The following is a 16281-nucleotide window of genomic DNA, read 5'->3' as shown; positions in this document are numbered from 1 at the left end:
GGCGCGGGATGCGCCGAGGCCGAAGAGGAAGCCGGATCAGTCGGATTCACTCGCGAGGTGCAGGGCGAGCTCCTGCAGGATCTCCTGCGAAGAGGTCCCCGACTCCACCTCGTCGAACGCGTCCGCGACCGCCTCGAAGGCCAGCACGAAACCGCTGATCAGGTCGCTGAGCGGGCCGGACAGTTGATCCAGCATGGCGAATCCGACCTCTGCCGCATCAGCTCCGGCGGGCACGAGGAACTCCGAGGGCGTCACCTCACCGAGCAGCGAGGAGACGTAGTCCGTTCCGATACCGCCCCGCACACCCGTGAGTGCCGCGATGGCCTTCAGTTTGATCTCGTTGCCGGTCATCTCGCGAGCGTACGGCGGAGCTCCCCGCGAGAGCCCTTGGCATGCCGCGAGCACCGGTGTGAAGGTGTCCGCGCGCCCGCGGGTGTCTCATCCGGGGATGACCGGGTAGGCGTACGGCAGAACGGCGTCCGGCCCCGCAACGGGGCGCTGGCCGTGGAGCTCGACGAGCGGGCACGGAGGAGGTGCGCCCATGGGTGGCGCGAGCGAGGACGACGACGGGCCGGCGGTACGGCGGCCCCGTATGCAGCACGAAGGCGGCACCGCGGACGAGCACGGGCGAACGCCCGGAGTTCCCTCCCGCACGGGCACCGGTGCACAGCCGCCGGCCGACGCGGAACGGGTGGGCCGGGCCAACGAACACAGGACCCGGACCGCACGTGTCCTCAAGCGGGACAAGACCGACCGGTCCGACGAGGAGGACGACTGGCCCCGGTAGCGGCCGAGCGGTCTTCGCGCTCCGTTCACCGTTCGGGGCATCACTGCCGTGTGCGGGGTACACGTAGGGCATGAACGAGGAACAGCGCGGGTCGCAGCCCGAGGACGTGCTGCTCGCGGGTCTGAGCGTGGACGCGACCCGGCCGGAGCAGCCGGTGTTGCTGGACGGATCCGGAGCGCCGATCCGGACGTGGCGGGAGAACTACCCCTACGACCGGAAGATCCGGCGGGCGGAGTACGAGCGGACGAAGCGGATCCTGCAGATCGAGCTGCTGAAGCTCCAGCGCTGGGTCAAGGACACCGGGGCCCGTGTGGTGGTGATCTGCGAGGGCCGCGACGCGGCCGGCAAAGGCGGCACCATCCGGCGTTTCACCGAGCGGCTCAACCCACGTGGCGCACGCATCGTGGCCCTGGACAAGCCGACCGAGCGGGAAGTCGGCCAGTGGTACTTCCAGCGCTACGTGGCGCACCTGCCCGATCGCGGGGAGATCGTCTTCTTCGACCGCTCCTGGTACAACCGCGCCGGCGTCGAGAAGGTCATGGGCTTCTGCACCGAGGCGGAGTGCCGGCGTTTCCTCCACCAGTGTCCGGCCTTCGAAGCGATGCTCGTCGAGGACGGCATCCTGCTCATCAAGTTCTGGTTCTCGGTCTCCCGCGCCGAACAGCGCACCCGCTTCGCGATCCGCCAGGTCGACCCGGTACGCCAGTGGAAGCTCTCCACCACCGACGTGGCGTCCCTGGACCTGTGGGACGCCTACACCATCGCCAAGGTGGAGATGTTCCGTGCCACCGACACCGACCACGCACCGTGGACCGTGGTCAAGACCAACGACAAACGGCGCGGGCGACTGGAGGCGATGCGCAGCCTGCTGTGCCACCTGGACTACGCCAGCAAGGACGAGGCGGCCGTCGGCCGGCCCGACCCGCTGATCGTCGGCGCCGCCGAGACCCTCCTCGAAGCGGACGAGGAGCCGGCAGAGCTTTCGCCCACACCCCTGGGAGGCCCGCCCTCCGGCCCTGGCCACCACCCCGGCACGGGAACGTCCCGGGCCGGGATGCCTACGGCTGAGCGCCGAAGGTGAGGACGAATCCGCTGCGCGGGCGGGTGGGGATCCGGGACAGCGGGATCGACAGGTCCTGTTCGGGGACGTGGAAGTCGAGGGCGGCGAGTTCCGCCGCCAGCGTGGCCAGCACGGCGACGGTGATGTCCTCGCCGGGGCAGCGGTGGCCGTGGGCCGGGTCCCCGCCGCCTTGCGGGACCAGCTCGTCGGCGCCGGGTTCTCGTCCGGCGAAGCGCTGCGGGTCGAAGCGGTACGGGTCGTCCCACAGTTCCGGGTCGTGGTGGTGCCCGTACAGGTCGAGCAGGACCAGGGTGTCCTTCGCGATGGTTTCGCCCTGCCAGGTCAGGTCGGTCGCGGCGAGGCCGCCGACGAACGGGGCGAAGGGGTAGAAGCGCCGCACCTCGTGGGCGAACGCCCGCGCGTACTGCCCGTCGGCATCCTTGCGGAGCAGCTCCCGGTGACCCGGCCAGCGGTGCAGGGCGTGCGCGGCGAAGGCGGCGAACCAGGCGATGGCCACGGTGGGCCGGATGATGTTGAGCAGCTCGACGGCCGCCGTGTGCGGGTCGAGGAGGCTCCCCTCGGTGTCCCGGTGCCAGACCACGGCCTCGAACGCGGTGCTGTCGTCCGCCGGCTCGTCGCCCTCACGGGCGGCGCGGACCAGGGCGGCAAGGGCGTCCTCCTGGCGGGTGCGGGCGGCGCGGGCGCGCCAGTGCCGGGAGCCGAGCGCGGCGAAACCGTCGACCATGGCCGTGCAGTCCTCGGCCATCTGGCGGGCGGCCTCGTCGGAGATCCGGATTCCCGTCCACGCGCAGACGGCGCGGGCGAGGATCAACGCGGCCTCGTCGAAGAGCACGACGCGCCGGCCGCCGTTCCAGTCGGTCACCGCCTCGATCCATCGGAGGGCCACGTGGTCGGTCAGAGCGGCCACTCGCGCTCCGTCCTTGAGGAGCGCGAGGAACATGGCCTTGCGGGCGCGGTGGGCGTCGCCGTCCAGGGTGTGCACGGCGCCCTGCCCGAAGAGCGTGTCGAGGACGGGTCCGGGGAGGGCCGAGGCGCGGCTGATGTGCTGTTCGTCGTAGAAGAAGCCGATGGCCGCCGGGCCGTGCAGCGCGATCGCCGGCCGGCCGAGCAGCCGGGTGCGGACCGGCCCGCCGTGCGTGGCCCGCATCCGGTCGGGCAGCCAGGCGTAGCCGCGGGTCAGGAGGGGGAGGGTGCTGTCGGTCCAGGGGGCGAGGGTCGTCTTCAGTGAGGACATGTCCGTCGGCTACCCGGCCGGCCCGCCCCCACACAGGACGGCGGCCCGGCCACTCCGTTCGGCGGACACCCGCACGGCACATGCCCGGCCGGCACGCGGTGCTCCGCTCCCCTCCCCGTCACTCGTGCGGCGGCAACGGCCTGCGCAGCGCGCTGCGGCCGTGGTCCCAGTTCTCGCGGATGTGGCGGGCGAGGCGGTCCTCCAGCAGGACGGTCGCGGCGCACCCGAAGGCGATGTCCGCCTCGAGGTCCGGCTCGTCGGCGAGCAGGCCTCCGATGACCTCGTGGCGTACGACCTGCTCGTGAACGGCGTCGGCTTCCACGTGTTCGGCGTAGAAGTGCTCGGCGGCAGGTCCGGCTCCGCAGCGCCGCATGGCCTTGGCCAGCCGCCTCGACCCGGGTGACGAGGTGACCTCCACACAGGCGAAGTGGCCGACGAGGGCGCCGCGCAGCGCCCGGTGCAGCCCGAAGAGGGACATCAGGTTCACGGTCGCGAGCAGCGGCGCGGGGGCGCGGTCCAGGTAGCGGCCGTACGCCGGGTCCAGGCCGAGGTCGGTCATGAGGTCCGCGAAGAGCTGGGCGTGGACGCGGTCGGCGCGACCGGCGCCGAACTCGTCGTACTCGATGGCGACCATGGCGGCCTTGGCGCGTCCGGTGAGGCGGGGGATGACCCAGGCGTGCGGGTCGGCCTCCTTGAGGTGGTAGAGGGAGCGCAGGGCCGCGTACTCCCGCAGCTGCCAGAGTTCGCCGTCGGTTTCGAGGTGGTGGCTGAGGCTGCCGGAGAGGTCGACGGGCTCGACGAGCAGCGGGGCGAACGCCTCGTCGACCGATCGGGGAACGTGGGACAGGTCGGTGCGCAGGGCGTGGAGGAAGCGGTTCTCCATCGCCTGGCGCAACCGCAGGAGGTCCGGATCCCATTCGCGTCCGTCGTCCACGCCGTCGAAGCCGCGGTAGTGCAGCTCGTACAGGAGACAGAGGGCGAGCTGGAGGTCGTCCCCGTAGGGGTCGGCCCTCCCTACGGACCCGGTGGCGTACGACGGGGGGCCGCCCGACCGCAGGGCCTGCGTGACGCACCCGGACAGCTCACCCCGCCCTTCGACGAGTCGGGGCCGGGTGCTCGCTCCGGCGCTGGTTCGGGGGGCGGGCGCCGTCGAGAGGCGGCCGGGAGCGGTCATGACACGTTCCTGTCGTCGGGTGGCGAGGCGGCTCGCTCGCGTCGGCGGTGGCTGGTGTCGCACCAGGGGTACGTGCGGCTGCGGCGGCAGGTGCACACCGCGACCATGAAGCGGTCCGAGCGGGCGACCGTACCGTCGGGCAGGACAATCTCGACGGGGCCCTCGACCAGGACCGGGCCCTGAGGATCCACCGACACCCGGCGGGCGGGCTCCTGGGCGGAGACCTGGCACGGCGTGGTGGCGGGGCCGCTGTCAGAGGTATCAGAGGTACTGGGCACGGATCACCACCAGCTCTTCCCACTCCTCGGCGTCGGCCGCCAGCCCTTGCCGCTCCAGCCAGCCGCGCCGCGAGCGCAGGACGGGCCCCCACGGCACGGACGCCCTGGCCGTCACCTCGGCCGCCAGCCCCTCTCCGGCCAGCCGGCGGACGGTCTCCCCGGCCCCGCACATGCCCGAGTGCACCATGAGCAGAACGCCACCGGGCCGCAGGAGGCGGGGTGCCCTCGCGCAGATCCGGTCGATGACGGTGCGCCCGTCGGGGCCGCCGTCCCAGGCCCGCTGCGGCCCGCGCGGCGGCAGTCGGCTGCCGGGGGCCGGGACGTACGGCGGGTTCGATACGACCAGGTCGTAGCGGCGATCGGCGGTGCGCCCGGCGAAGTCGCCTCGGACGACGCGGACGGGGAGCCTGCGGCGCAGCGCGTTCAGGCGAGCGGTGACCACAGCGAGCCACGAGACGTCGACCGCCGTGACGCGCGCGCCAGTGAGGGCGGCCTGCAGGGCCAGTCCGCCCGTGCCCGTGCCGATCTCCAGCACCTCCGAGCTCGGGCCGAGATCCTCTTGGGCGAGCGCCTCCGCCAGGAGTTCCGTGTCCGCCTGCGGCCGGTAGACACCCGGAAGGGCGATCAGTCCGACGGGCAGGGCGCCCGAGTTCACAGCCGTAGTGGACAACGGAGACCTCCGGGATCGAGAACGGCCCGCGCCGGCGGGCCACAGCCATGGTCGACACGCTGCGACTGCCCCCGGCGGGACGGTGCACACGGCCCGCCATCGATCTTCGGAGGATCGAACGGAAAGCGGGGCGGCGAGATGACCGGCTGTGGACCGCGGCCGGGCCGCCGTGGATCTCGGGGAGCTGCCCGACCGGGGCCGTGAGATCTTGTACCTGCGGTTCCGGCAGGAGCTGGTCCGGGCCGAGATCGGAGCGCAACCCGGCCTCGTCCCGGTCCGCGTCCCGTGCCGCCCGACGCGCGATCCCCGGCTGTCCTCGCGGGCGGCCACGCTTGCCACCCGAGCAGGTGAGGACTGATGACGCCCCTGATCCCGCAGGATCCCGACACGCTCAAGCAGGTCATCACGCGCGAGATGACGGCCCTGCGCACCGCCGCCCGGCAGGACGCGGGCGTCCGTCTGGACGAGGGGCCGCAGGCCGGCCCGGAGCCCGGCGGGCAGGAGCCCTGCCCGTGCGGTGGGAGCGAGGGGCCGGGGCACGCGTGCGGCGAGGAGGCCGGGGAGCACGATCCGTGGGCGTGCGTCTGCGCGACACTGCCCGCGATCCCGGTGTCGGCGGCGCTGCTGGTGCCCGTGCGGGACACGGACGGGGTGACGGTGGACTTCATGGTCAGGGCCGGCAACCACGTGCGCTCCGCCCAGTGGCTCGACGCCCCGGACCGGCAGATCGGCCGGCGGCTGCTGGAGGTCCAGCCCGGGGCGGCCGCCGGAGGGCTGATCGGCGCCCTGGCCGACGTGCTGGACAGCGGCCGGGCGCTGCGGGCGTACGCCGTCGACTACACCGAACAGCGCAGCGACGGCCTGCACCGCACCCAGCTGCTGTACGACGCGGCGTCCTGCGGGGACAAGGTGCTGGCCACGTGGCGCCCGGCCCGCAACCGCACGGAGCTGCTCTCGCTCGACGCCCAGTACATCGCCTCCATGGGCTGGGGCACCTGGGACCTGCTGTCCGGCACAACGACCTGGTCCGAGGGCCTGCACGCGATCTTCCGTACCGACACCGGACGCGCGCTGTCGCTGGTGGAGCTGTGTGACGACGTGCTCCTGGACGACGTGCCCCGGTTCGCCAAGATGCTGACCGCGCTGCTCGACGGGGAGGAACCGCCGGGGACCGAGATCCGCTTCAGCGTGCTCGGGGAGGTCCGCACCCTCCATCTGGTGGGACACCCCGTCATCGCCCGGGACGGTCTGCCCTGGGCGCTGCACCTGATCGCGCGCGACCTGACCGCCCAGGTACGCAGCCGCCAGCGGCTCGCGGCGACCCGGCGCCAGACCGAACAGCTGCGAGAAGAGGCGGCGGCCGAACGGCGGGTGGCCACCGCCCTGCGGGAGGCCCTGCTGCCCACGCACTCGGCGGAACTCGCCCAGCTCGGGCTCTCCGTGGCGGCCGCGTACCTGCCCGCGGAGTCGGAAGCCGTCGGCGGCGACTGGTACAAGTGCCGCCTGCTCCCCGACGGGCGGATCCTGCTCGCCATCGGTGACGCCTGCGGCCACGGCCTGAGCGCCGTCGCCCGGATGGCGCAGCAACGGCACGCCCTGGCCGGCCTCGCGCACACGCCCGGCGCCGACGCCGGGCAGCTGACCACGTGGCTCAACGAACTCCTGTGTGCCGACCCCGTCGCCGAGACGGCAACCGGGATCATCGGCCACATCGACGGGAACCGCCACCTTCGGTGGGCGTGCGCCGGCCACCCCGCCCCCTGCTCCTGCGCGAGGGGCTGGCCTCGGCGCTCGACATTGGGCACCGGGGGCCCCTGTTCGGGTTGCTGCCCGGCCACGCCTACGGAACCAGCAGCTTCCTCCTGGCGCCCGGCGACCTCCTGCTGCTCTACACGGACGGCATGGTCGAGCGCCGTGGTGAGGACATCACCCAGGGCATCGAGGCCCTCCGCTCGGTGCTGCTGACCTGTGCCGGGCTCGGCGCGCGGGAGGCCCTCGACCGCATCATGGCCGCTCATGCGCCCGAGGACCACGAGGACGACACCTGCCTGCTGGCGGTCCGGCTCGAGGACGCATGATCACGACGTGTCCGGGCCGTCCGGATGGTCGGGGCATGACCACCGACAGCCCCTTCTAGGCCGTGACGTCACGCAGGGAGCCGTCCGCGGGCCAGAAGGCCGTCAGGGTGCCCCCGCCCGGGGCCAGCCCCTCCCATCCGCCGGCGAAGTCCACCACGACGACGCCCGAGGTGGGAAACCCCGACCTCAGGCGTTCCAGCAGCTCCGACGGACCGCTGCCGCACAGGGCCGAGGCCAGTTCGCGGAGACCGGGATTGTGGCCGACGACGGCGAGGACACCGAGGCCCGGGCCGCGGTCGGCCAGCGTGGCCAGCAACTCGTCCGGAGCCGTCTTGTAGAGCCGCTCGTCGTACACGGTCGGCGGCCGGCTGCTCAGCGCCGGCTCGACGAGCTGCCACGTCTGGCGCGTCCTCCGGGACGGCGAGCACAGCACCAGCTCGGCCGTGAACGAGGACTGCTCCAGCCACCGGCCCGTCTCGGCCGCGTCGGCGCGCCCGCGAGCGCTCAGCTCCCGCTCGAAGTCGTCCGTGCGCCCTTTGGGCACCGCCTTCGCATGACGTATCAGCAGCAGTCGGCAGGCCGTCCCGTCCGCGGCTGCGGAGGGCGTCCCGTGGGCCTCGGTTTCCGGTGACATGGTGGATCTTCTCCCCAAACTGCCGAGGCTCAGAGGTTCAGGACGACGGCGTAGGCGAGGAAGAACAAGGCGCAGAGCAGGGCGACCAGGCAGATCACCACGAGGGGCCCCTTGCCCCAGCCGCGTGACAGGGGCCTGTACGGACCTGCCCCGGAGCCGGTGCTCGACTCCCCGGCCGGGGTTTCGCCCGGCGGGACACCGCCACTCCCCTCGCGAGCGCCGGGCGGGATCCGCCGGCGCGGGTCGGGCTCGGAAGCCGGGTTCGATGCGGACATGGCGTGCACCTCCTCGAAGCCGCCCTTTTGCCTGGCAAAGGCACCGGGGCCGGCCCGGCGCGCAGGCACAAGGACGGTGTACTCGGCGGCTACCCGCGGCCCGTGCGCTCACTCCTCGCGGGCACGTCGCCGACTCCTCCGCCCCGGTTCGGGGCTCGGTCAGCGGGACAGGAACGGTGCGTCGCCGTCGAGGGGCCGGCCCACGCAACGGACGGCTCGAGCAGGCGGACTCCGTCCGCCTTCTGCCCGTCCCCCGTGACCCATCGAGCTCTGATTCGTGCCGCACCCGTGGAGGTGGGCGCGACACCGGGTAGGCGTCGAGCATGAACTCACACGAACACGACGATTCGGCGATGACGGGACCGGCGACGGCACTCGACACCGCATCGACATGGTGGCTGACGGCCCTCGACCGGCTCGAACGCACGACGGCCGCCGATCCGGCGATCAGGGTCCTCCAGCGCGGAATCCGCTCGGTCCCGCTGGGCGGCTTGCGTGACCTGCTGCGCGGCCGGCCTCTGGGGCACCCGGTGCACCCCGTGCTGGTGCAGCTGCCGATCGGATGCTGGATGTCGGCCGCCGTACTGGACGCCGTACCGGGGTCGCAGCGCGCGGCCACGGTCCTCACCGCCGTCGGGCTGGCCGGAGTCGCCCCGGCGGCGATCGCGGGCTGGGCGGACTGGGCGGACCTGCCCCCGGCCCAGGCCCGGGTCGGACTGGTCCACGCCCTCAGCAACGTGGCTGCGGTGGGCTGCTACGGCGCCTCGCTGGCGGCCCGGCTCGGCGGCAGCCGTACACGGGGCACGCTGTGGTCGTGGGGCGGGCTGGCGGCCGTCGCCGTGAGCGGTGCGCTGGGTGGCCACGTGGCCTACCGACAGGCCGTCGGGCCGCACCCCGGGACCTAGGCACGCCGCCGCTCCGCCGACGCCGTCGGGGGGATTCGCGGGGCGTGCGGGGAGGCAGGATGCCGTCATGGATCGCCGACAGATCAGCTCCATCGCCCACACCGACCACCCCATCGCCGCCCCGCTGAGCGACGGGTCCGTACGCAGGCTCCTCGACCGAGCCCTGCCGAGCAGTGACGCCCGGCTGCTCGACCTCGGGTGCGGATCGGGCACCTGGCTGATGCGCGCACAAGCCGCTCGCCCGGACCTCCGTGCCGACGGCGTCGACAACGACGCAGAGGCCATCGCCGCCGCCGGTCGCGCCGTCGACGAAGCGGGGCTCGGCGGCCGGATCGCCTTCCACGCCCAGGACGCCGCGGAGTTCACCTCGCCGCACCGGTACGGCCTGGTCCTCAGCATCGGCGCCACACACGCCTTCGGCGGCCTCTTCCCCACCCTGAAGGCCGTCGACGGCCACCTCGCCCCAGGAGGAAGCGTCCTCCTCGGCGAGTGCTTCTGGGAACGCGAACCAGGCCGCAAGACCCTCGACGCCGGTTTCGCCGTCGGCGACTACGACGATCTGGCGACGACGGTCGACCGGATCACCGCCGACGGCTGGGTGCCGCTCCACGGGCACGTCAGCACCCTCCAGGAGTGGGACGACTACGAGTGGTCCTGGACCGGATCGCTCTCCCGCTGGGCCCTCGACCATCCGGAGCACCCCGACCACGGCCAGGCCCTCGAGGCCGCGGCCGGACACCGCAGGGCCTGGCTCCACGGCTACCGGGGCACGCTCGGCTTCGTCACCCTGCTCCTGCGTCGCGCGCCCCGGGCCTAGGGGGTGTCTTTCGGATCAGGCCCGGCCAGGTCGGGGCGTGGCTCCGGTGTCGCGCGCCGGCTCAGCCGTCGGTCCGCTGGTACAGCGTCCCGTCGCTCCAGATCCGGGCGACCATGCCCCACTCGGCGGCCGAAGCCACGTCGGGGAAGAAGCCGTGCCCGTTGAGGTTGGCGCTGGTGTTGCACAGCACCGGGACGCCGCTGAGCCGCTGATAGGCGGACAGTACGGCGAAGAGCAGGTCGTCGTCGTCCGGGCCGACCGTCTGGAGCCGCGCGGTGCCGTCGAGGTGGATGACGGCGGGGATGCGGTCCACCCACTCCGCCCGTACCTCGTGGTCGAAGAGCATGTGCGGGTCCGGCGTGCCGGGAGCGAAGATCCCCGGTGCGTCGGCCTCGAGACAGATGGGGGCGACGGGCCGGTAGGGCTCTCGGTCCTTCACCCGGTTCAGCTCGTCCTTCATCGACGCGCTGACCGGGGCCGCCAGGATGCTGCGGCCGCCGAGTGCGCGCGGGCCCAGTTCGGCCCGTCCGTGCAGGACCACCACGGGCTCTCCGGACTCGTGGAGGATCGCGGCGAGCTCCTCCGGAGCGCATGCCGACGCCGACCAGCCTGCGGGCAGCTCGGGTGACGGCGTCAGCGCCGGACCCAGCCGGGGGTTCCACGCGAGCGGTGCCAGGCCGTCGCGCTGCGCCCGGCCCAGAACGGCCGCACCGATGGCGGAACCCGAGTCGTTGGGGAACGGCGGGACCCACACGTCGCGGAAGTCCGGCGCCTCGCGCAGCGCACTGTTCCACTTGATGTTGAGGGCGCAGCCGCCGGCGAAGCACAGGTTCCAAGGACCTTCGCCCTTGGCGGCGCGGACCTTGGCGGTGATCCGTTCGACGAGGAGGTCCTCGAAGAAGGCGTGGACGCTCGCCAGGACGTCCTCGTCGCTGGTCCCGTTCTCCGACACCCGGGCGCGGACCGCGGAGAAGAACTCGTGCACGGGGGGCACGGACGGCTCGAAGAGACTGCCGTACCCGCCGACCTTCGCGCGGTACTCCACGGCGGCCGGCTCGTCGCTCTCGAAGACGCGGTGGAATTCCTCCCGCAGGACCGTGACGACGTTCTCGTCGACCTGGCCCAGCGCGATGTACGCCATGAGTTTGCCGGCGACGGAGAGGTCGTCGACCGTGGGTGACTGGACGGTCTTGCGGAAGGGCCCGAAGTGGTGTCCCGCGATGGCGTACGCATGGCCGAGGAGGGGGAAGAGTTCGCCCAGGTTCTCCACGCCGCCGCGCGGGTCCGCCCAGTAGAGGCGGGGGAAGAGTCCGCCGTCCCAGACCAGGACGAAGGAGCCTTCGCCCCGCTGGGCGAAGGGACTGGACACGTAAGCGCTCGCCACGTGTCCCGCCGCGTGCGGGAAACTGGTGTACGGGTAGGTCTGGCCGTCCATCGGGAACGTGCCCGAGACGCTGGGCGAATCGAGCGCCGGGCATGCCGCCGACTCCCGGTAGGGACCGACCACGATTTCCGTGGGCGCCCCCTGGTCGAGGAGGGCCACTGTTCCGGAGACGTCTCCGTCCCAGCCGTCGACGACCCACTCGTCGACGTCTTCCGGCTTGTAGCCGAAGTCGGCGAGGACGCCGGGGATCAGGCTGAAGTCGGCAACGGTGCTGTAGCGCAGCCCGTTCGCCAGCTTCTCCATCTCGACGCTGAACACGAGACGGTCGTCGTCGAGCAGGGCGACGGCACCGTCATGCGTGAGTTTCAACCCGCAGATTATCAACTGTGTCACTCCTTGGTCCGCTTGAGTCGGCACATGGGCGTGCTTCGGTCTCCGACTGCTCGGAGGTGAGTCTCAACTGGTAGAGGCTGGATCTTCGGCCCGGACGGAAGAGGGTGCGCCATTCGTCACGGGTCTCGCTCGCCGGGACTTCCGAGAACCCCAGCTTCCCGAACCACTCCCCGCTGTACCGGGTCAGGGCGAGCAGAGAGCTGTAACCCAGGTCTCTGCCGATGGTCTCGGCGATACCGACCAGATGCCGGCCGATTCCCCTGCCCTGCCAGTCGACCGCAATGCACAGGTTGTAGACGAGCAGGCTGCTCCCGGAGGGGGCCACCCCGGCGCAGCCGACCAGTCGGTCTCCTTCGCAGGCGACCACGAAGCCCTGGGACATTTCGGCCAGTTCGGCCAGCGGGCGGGCGACCAGCAGGCCCTGCTCGACGAACGGGGCGGAGAGCAGCGCGATCTGCTCCGCGTCTTCGGGGCGCGCGGGCCTTGCAACGAGCACGTCCGGCGCGGTCACGCGCCGGGAGGCGGTCTGCACGGACTCACGCACCCTCCGCACCACCCGGCCGGGCGGTCGGGCTGCCGGCGACGCCGAGCCCGAAGTGCTGCTCGACCGACATCAGTTCGATCAGGTTGACGTTGACGCGGGCGGGCTGGGACAGGCACCAGTCCACCGCCTCGGCCACGTCGTCGGGGGTGAGCGGCTCGATTCCCTGGTAGAGCGCGTCGGCCCGCCCTTCGTCGCCGTCGTAGCGGACTTTGGCGAACTCGGTCTTCGCCATGCCCGGCGCCACACAGCTCACCCTGACGCCCGTTCCCTGGAGGTCGACGCGCATGTTCAGCGACAGCTGGTGGACGAACGCCTTGGTGGCGGCGTAGACGTTCCCGCCCATGTACGGGTAACTCGCCGCGATCGAGCCAATGTTGACCACGTGTCCGGACCCGCGGGAGACGAGCCGGGGGAGCACCAGGCCGCTGAGGTTCAGCAGACCGGTGATATTCGTGTCGATCATTTCGCGCCAGGAATCGCCACTGCCCGACTGAAAGGGCTCGAACCCTCTTGAGAGGCCTGCGTTGTTGACGAGGACCGAGATGTCACGGAATTCCGGAGGCAGCTCGTCGAGGGCCCGGGCCAGCCCTTCCCGGTCACGGACATCGGCGACCACCGGAAGAATCGCGCCCGTGGAGTCCTCTTCCGCCAGGAGCTTCAGACGGTCCGCTCTACGGGCCAGAGCCACCACGGAGTAGCCCCGCAGGCTCAACACCTGTGCAATTCTCCTGCCGAATCCGGATGATGCACCCGAGACCACGGCTACGCCACGCTTTTCCTGCGCCATGCACACACCCCCTCGGCCCCGTTGCGCTGTATCGCCACGACGCCTTCACGCGTTCATCCCACACCCCCGTCAGGGGCGGGGTTCTGGACACCTGCTTCAGCGGCATCGGGGTCTCCTTGCACGCCGACCGGCCAGAGGTACGCCTCGTTACGTCGAAACACCCTCGCCGACAAGGCTCCAGGTCGACTGACCTCTTACCCGTAAATTCCTCGCCAGTGAATCACGGGCCGATACGGCGACGCATGTTCTTCCAATTCACTTCCAGCCGGTCAGAAGCGGAGCTCAAGGCAAACTCGACCGGGCTCACGATATAAATCGTCGGGTGGAGGAGGGTGCGTTACTTGTCGGTTGACATCCCAAGTCCACTCCGTGATAGGAATGTTGGCGAAGAGGCGGGGCTGTGCATTTTCGAGTCGAGTCTCACTCGAGGAGCACTACATGACGACCGCGCCCCGACTTCTCGTACCGTCTCCACCGTTGAAGTCAATTCCGGTCGCCGAGTACGGACCGTTCGCGACCGCTGAACGCCACCTTCGACTGACAGGGGAAACAGTGTGCCTCCATTCAGAAGTGCCCCATTCACAGGTACGTCTTAGCCCGGCCACTGCCGAACCGGTGCTGCCCGCGGTGCTCCGCGCGCCGGCCGACGACAGGCGGGGGCGGCCGTGAAGCCGGGGCCCCTCCTGGAGTGGGAGCCGCCGCGCACCGCGAAGGCGCTCCTCGTGTGCCTGCCCCACGCGGGTTCCGGCGCCTTCCAGTTCCGCACCTGGCAGGAACTGCTCGGCCCCGACATCGCCCTGCTGGCCGTACAGCTGCCGGGCCGCGAGAACCGGTGGCGCGAGGAGCCCGCGACCGGAATGGCGGAGGTGCTCGACGAGCTGGCACCGGCCGTCGCCGCCCGGCTCGACCGGCCCTACTTCGTGTACGGCCACAGCATGGGCGCCCTGGTCGGGTACGAGCTCGCCCGCGTCCTGGGCCGGGAGCACGGCCGGTGGCCCGGCGGATTCGTCGCCTCGGCCTCCCGGGCCCCGGACGACCAGGGCGAGCCCTCCGACACGCCCCGGCTGACCGACCGGCAGCTCGTCGACGAACTGGTCGCGGAAGGCGTCGTGCCCGCGGCCGTGGGCGCCAACAGCCGCCTGGCCGCGGCGGTGGCACGGCCCCTGCGCGGCGACAACGCCATCTGCGACTCGTACATGCCACCCGACGTGGACGCTCTCCTGCCCTGCCCGCTCGGCGCGTGGCGGGGGCAGGACGATGCAGGCGTGACGGACGACCACATCCGCAGGTGGCCCGCCTGGTCCTCCGCCACCGGCACGGTACGGACCTTCCCCGGAGACCACTTCTACCCACTCGCCGATCCCCTCCGCGTGACCGCCGAACTGAGGGCGTTCGTCCTCGGTCTGCTGTCACCGCACAGCTGACCGGCGACGCTCCCGGGCATCCACCGACGGCAGAACCGCTCAGTACCTCCTGTCCCCCCGACCGCCCCGGCCATCCGGGACGGGACAACCCCGAAGGATTCGCATTGCCAAGCAACAATCCGCTGCCCGAGCTGGGGGATCCGGATATCCGGTCCCCCCGGAGCTATCTTCGATGGCTGATCGGCCGGCAGTCGAGCACACTGTTCCTCGGGGTGTTGTGGGGCTGCCTGTGGATGGCCAGCATGGGCCTGACCCCCTTCGCCATCGGCCGGGCCATCGACGCCATGACGGAGAAGGACACCGACCGGCTGCTGCTGTGGACCGGCGTCATCATCGGGCTCGCGCTGGTGACCACCGCCGGCAGCGTCCTGCGCCACCGCTGTGACACCATCGGCCGCCTCAAGGCCAACTACCTGACGTTCCGCCTCGTGGCCGCGCAGGCGGCACGGCTGGGCGCGACCCTGTCCAAGCGGATCTCCACCGGCGAGGTCGTGGCCATCGGCACGGCGGACATCTCCCGCATCGGCGCCCTGCCGGGGGCCGTGGCCCGTGGCATCGGCAGCGCGGTCACCGTCGTGCTCGTCGCCCTGGTGCTGCTCTCCACCTCGGTCACCCTCGGCCTGCTCGTCCTCATCGGCGTCCCCGTCCTGCTCGCGGGCACGGGCCCGCTGCTCAGGCCGCTGCACAAGCGGATAGGCAGCTACCGCGACCTGCAGGGCGACTTGACGGACCGGGCCGGCGACATCGTGTCCGGTCTGCGCGTGCTGCGCGGCATCGGCGGCGAGGCCGCGTTCGGCGAGCGCTACCGCAAGGACTCGCAGCGTCTGCGGGAGGCCGGCGTCCACGTGGCGAAGGTCGAATCGGTGCTGCCCGCCGCCGAGGTGCTGCTCCCCGGGATCTTCGTGGTGGCGGTCGTCTGGATCGGTGCCCGCCTCGCCGTCGGCGGCAGTCTCTCCGCCGGTGAACTCGTCGCAGCCTACGGGTACGCCGCGTTCCTCATGTTGCCGATGCGCACGGCGACTTCGGCGGTGCAGTCGTTCGTCGGCGCCGACGTGGCGGCGCAGCGCGTCGTACGCGTACTGGCTCTCGAGCCCGACGCCACCTCCGACATCGCACGGGCCGACCTCGCCGAGGCGCCCGACCTGTACGACGCGGAATCGGGGCTGCGGGTGCGGCCGGGGCTGATGACCGCGATCGCCGCCTCCACTCCGGAGGAGGGCGCCGAGATCGCCGAGCGGCTCGGGCGCTACGCCCCGGGTCAGGTGACCGTCGGCGGCGTACCGCTGGACTCGCTGCCGCTGGAGCAGGTGCGTGACGTCATCCTGGTGGTCCGCAACGAGGACACCCTCTTCTCCGGTGTCCTGGCCGAGGATCTGGGCGGGCGCTCGGACCAGGTGCGGGCTCAGGCCCTGCACGACGCCAACGCGGAGGACATCGTCGAGGCCCTGCCCGACGGTCTGGCCACCGTCGTCACCGCAGGGGGTTCCACCTTCTCGGGCGGCCAGCAGCAGCGGCTTCGGCTGGCGCGCGCGCTGGCGGCGCAGCCCCCGGTCCTCGTCCTGGTGGATCCGACCAGTGCCGTGGACGCGCACACCGAATCGGTGATCGCCGAACGGCTCCACAAGTCCAGGGCGGAGCTCACGACCGTGGTCGTGAGCAACAGCCCGCTGTTGCTCGACCAGGCCGACGAGGTCGCGTTCGTGGAGGACGGCAAGGTCGTCGTGACCGGCACACACCGTGAACTCGCCACCGGTGCGTCCCAGTACGCCGCCGTTGTCATGCGGGAGGAGACGTGATCGTCACCGTCCCCAGTCCT

At 71.8% G+C, this 16281-nt stretch carries 16 protein-coding genes and 1 pseudogene; 7 read left to right on the top strand and 10 right to left on the bottom strand.

The genetic code is table 11. From position 1 onward, the window contains the following. Window positions 1–36 precede the first annotated feature (36 nt). A complete protein-coding gene (locus ACZ49B_RS14940) occupies window positions 37–351 on the bottom strand; it encodes a hypothetical protein (protein WP_468305320.1) in 315 nt (104 codons plus the stop codon). A 190-nt stretch (window positions 352–541) separates the two neighbouring features. On the opposite strand from ACZ49B_RS14940, the gene ACZ49B_RS14935 reads away from it, so the two are divergent. Continuing rightward, the gene (locus ACZ49B_RS14935; RefSeq protein ID WP_468305317.1) at window positions 542–787 is read left to right on the top strand and encodes a hypothetical protein; all 246 of its coding nucleotides are present in this window, start codon (window positions 542–544) and stop codon (window positions 785–787) included. Between the two features lie 70 nt (window positions 788–857). Further along, window positions 858–1868, top strand: coding sequence for a polyphosphate kinase 2 (gene ppk2 / locus ACZ49B_RS14930; protein ID WP_468305316.1), 1011 nt, complete (start codon window positions 858–860; stop codon window positions 1866–1868). Here the strand turns inward: ppk2 and ACZ49B_RS14925 are convergent. The 4 genes from ACZ49B_RS14925 to ACZ49B_RS14910 all read right to left on the bottom strand — a co-directional run bounded on the left by ACZ49B_RS14925 (window position 1846) and on the right by ACZ49B_RS14910 (window position 5209). Next, window positions 1846–3102 carry a cytochrome P450 gene (locus tag ACZ49B_RS14925; RefSeq protein WP_468305313.1) on the bottom strand — a complete coding sequence of 419 codons (1257 nt, stop codon included), beginning with the start codon at window positions 3100–3102 and terminating at the stop codon, window positions 1846–1848. The two genes, ppk2 and ACZ49B_RS14925, sit on opposite strands and share 23 nt — an antisense overlap. 118 nt (window positions 3103–3220) lie before the next feature. Further along, window positions 3221–4276, bottom strand: coding sequence for an iron-containing redox enzyme family protein (locus ACZ49B_RS14920; protein WP_468305310.1), 1056 nt, complete (start codon window positions 4274–4276; stop codon window positions 3221–3223). Beyond that, complete coding sequence (locus tag ACZ49B_RS14915) at window positions 4273–4554, bottom strand: CDGSH iron-sulfur domain-containing protein (RefSeq protein ID WP_468305307.1); 282 nt, start codon at window positions 4552–4554, stop codon at window positions 4273–4275. Before ACZ49B_RS14915 ends, ACZ49B_RS14920 begins: the two co-directional genes overlap by 4 nt. Continuing rightward, complete coding sequence (locus tag ACZ49B_RS14910; RefSeq protein WP_468305304.1) at window positions 4538–5209, bottom strand: HemK2/MTQ2 family protein methyltransferase; 672 nt, start codon at window positions 5207–5209, stop codon at window positions 4538–4540. The genes ACZ49B_RS14915 and ACZ49B_RS14910 overlap by 17 nt, the downstream gene beginning before the upstream one ends. Window positions 5210–5581: 372 nt before the next feature. On the opposite strand from ACZ49B_RS14910, the pseudogene ACZ49B_RS14905 reads away from it, so the two are divergent. Beyond that, window positions 5582–7302 (top strand): annotated as a pseudogene (locus ACZ49B_RS14905) (PP2C family protein-serine/threonine phosphatase). 55 nt (window positions 7303–7357) lie between these two features. Here the strand turns inward: ACZ49B_RS14905 and ACZ49B_RS14900 are convergent. Then, window positions 7358–7936: a SixA phosphatase family protein gene (locus ACZ49B_RS14900; protein ID WP_468305301.1), complete on the bottom strand. Its 579-nt coding sequence runs from the start codon at window positions 7934–7936 to the stop codon at window positions 7358–7360. 29 nt (window positions 7937–7965) lie between these two features. Further along, a complete protein-coding gene (locus tag ACZ49B_RS14895; RefSeq protein WP_468305299.1) occupies window positions 7966–8211 on the bottom strand; it encodes a DUF6480 family protein in 246 nt (81 codons plus the stop codon). Between the two features lie 323 nt (window positions 8212–8534). On the opposite strand from ACZ49B_RS14895, the gene ACZ49B_RS14890 reads away from it, so the two are divergent. Next, the gene (locus ACZ49B_RS14890) at window positions 8535–9116 is read left to right on the top strand and encodes a DUF2231 domain-containing protein (RefSeq protein WP_468305296.1); all 582 of its coding nucleotides are present in this window, start codon (window positions 8535–8537) and stop codon (window positions 9114–9116) included. 67 nt (window positions 9117–9183) lie between these two features. Continuing rightward, window positions 9184–9933 carry an SAM-dependent methyltransferase gene (locus tag ACZ49B_RS14885; protein WP_468305294.1) on the top strand — a complete coding sequence of 250 codons (750 nt, stop codon included), beginning with the start codon at window positions 9184–9186 and terminating at the stop codon, window positions 9931–9933. 61 nt (window positions 9934–9994) lie between these two features. Here the strand turns inward: ACZ49B_RS14885 and ACZ49B_RS14880 are convergent, their stop codons facing one another. From ACZ49B_RS14880 to ACZ49B_RS14870, 3 genes are read right to left on the bottom strand one after another with little or no spacing between them, the layout of a single operon-like run. Next, window positions 9995–11686 carry a carbamoyltransferase N-terminal domain-containing protein gene (locus tag ACZ49B_RS14880; protein WP_468305291.1) on the bottom strand — a complete coding sequence of 564 codons (1692 nt, stop codon included), beginning with the start codon at window positions 11684–11686 and terminating at the stop codon, window positions 9995–9997. Then, window positions 11670–12242 (bottom strand): GNAT family N-acetyltransferase, encoded by a 573-nt coding sequence (locus ACZ49B_RS14875; RefSeq protein WP_468305289.1) that lies wholly within the window; start codon window positions 12240–12242, stop codon window positions 11670–11672. Before ACZ49B_RS14875 ends, ACZ49B_RS14880 begins: the two co-directional genes overlap by 17 nt. A gap of 4 nt (window positions 12243–12246) precedes the next feature. After that, window positions 12247–13041, bottom strand: a complete 795-nt coding sequence (locus tag ACZ49B_RS14870) for an SDR family NAD(P)-dependent oxidoreductase (protein ID WP_468305575.1) — start codon at window positions 13039–13041, stop codon at window positions 12247–12249. 665 nt (window positions 13042–13706) lie between these two features. Between ACZ49B_RS14870 and ACZ49B_RS14865 the strand changes: the two genes are divergently transcribed. Beyond that, complete coding sequence (locus ACZ49B_RS14865; RefSeq protein WP_468305286.1) at window positions 13707–14465, top strand: thioesterase II family protein; 759 nt, start codon at window positions 13707–13709, stop codon at window positions 14463–14465. 104 nt (window positions 14466–14569) lie between these two features. Next, window positions 14570–16261 (top strand): ABC transporter transmembrane domain-containing protein, encoded by a 1692-nt coding sequence (locus tag ACZ49B_RS14860; RefSeq protein ID WP_468305284.1) that lies wholly within the window; start codon window positions 14570–14572, stop codon window positions 16259–16261. Window positions 16262–16281: the final 20 nt, after the last annotated feature.

It is taken from the genome of Streptomyces sp. NPDC031132 (assembly GCF_055570595.1).
The sequence above is the reverse complement of the archived record's forward strand: the minus strand, read 5'-3'. Positions and strand labels throughout refer to the sequence as shown.

Coding starts and splice junctions, on each gene's coding strand:
- ACZ49B_RS14940 (WP_468305320.1), bottom strand. CDS start 351: ATGACCGGCAACGAGATCAAACTGAAGGCCATCGCGGCACTCACGGGT.
- ACZ49B_RS14935 (WP_468305317.1), top strand. CDS start 542: ATGGGTGGCGCGAGCGAGGACGACGACGGGCCGGCGGTACGGCGGCCC.
- ppk2 (WP_468305316.1), top strand. CDS start 858: ATGAACGAGGAACAGCGCGGGTCGCAGCCCGAGGACGTGCTGCTCGCG.
- ACZ49B_RS14925 (WP_468305313.1), bottom strand. CDS start 3,102: ATGTCCTCACTGAAGACGACCCTCGCCCCCTGGACCGACAGCACCCTC.
- ACZ49B_RS14920 (WP_468305310.1), bottom strand. CDS start 4,276: ATGACCGCTCCCGGCCGCCTCTCGACGGCGCCCGCCCCCCGAACCAGC.
- ACZ49B_RS14900 (WP_468305301.1), bottom strand. CDS start 7,936: ATGTCACCGGAAACCGAGGCCCACGGGACGCCCTCCGCAGCCGCGGAC.
- ACZ49B_RS14895 (WP_468305299.1), bottom strand. CDS start 8,211: ATGTCCGCATCGAACCCGGCTTCCGAGCCCGACCCGCGCCGGCGGATC.
- ACZ49B_RS14890 (WP_468305296.1), top strand. CDS start 8,535: ATGAACTCACACGAACACGACGATTCGGCGATGACGGGACCGGCGACG.
- ACZ49B_RS14885 (WP_468305294.1), top strand. CDS start 9,184: ATGGATCGCCGACAGATCAGCTCCATCGCCCACACCGACCACCCCATC.
- ACZ49B_RS14870 (WP_468305575.1), bottom strand. CDS start 13,041: ATGGCGCAGGAAAAGCGTGGCGTAGCCGTGGTCTCGGGTGCATCATCC.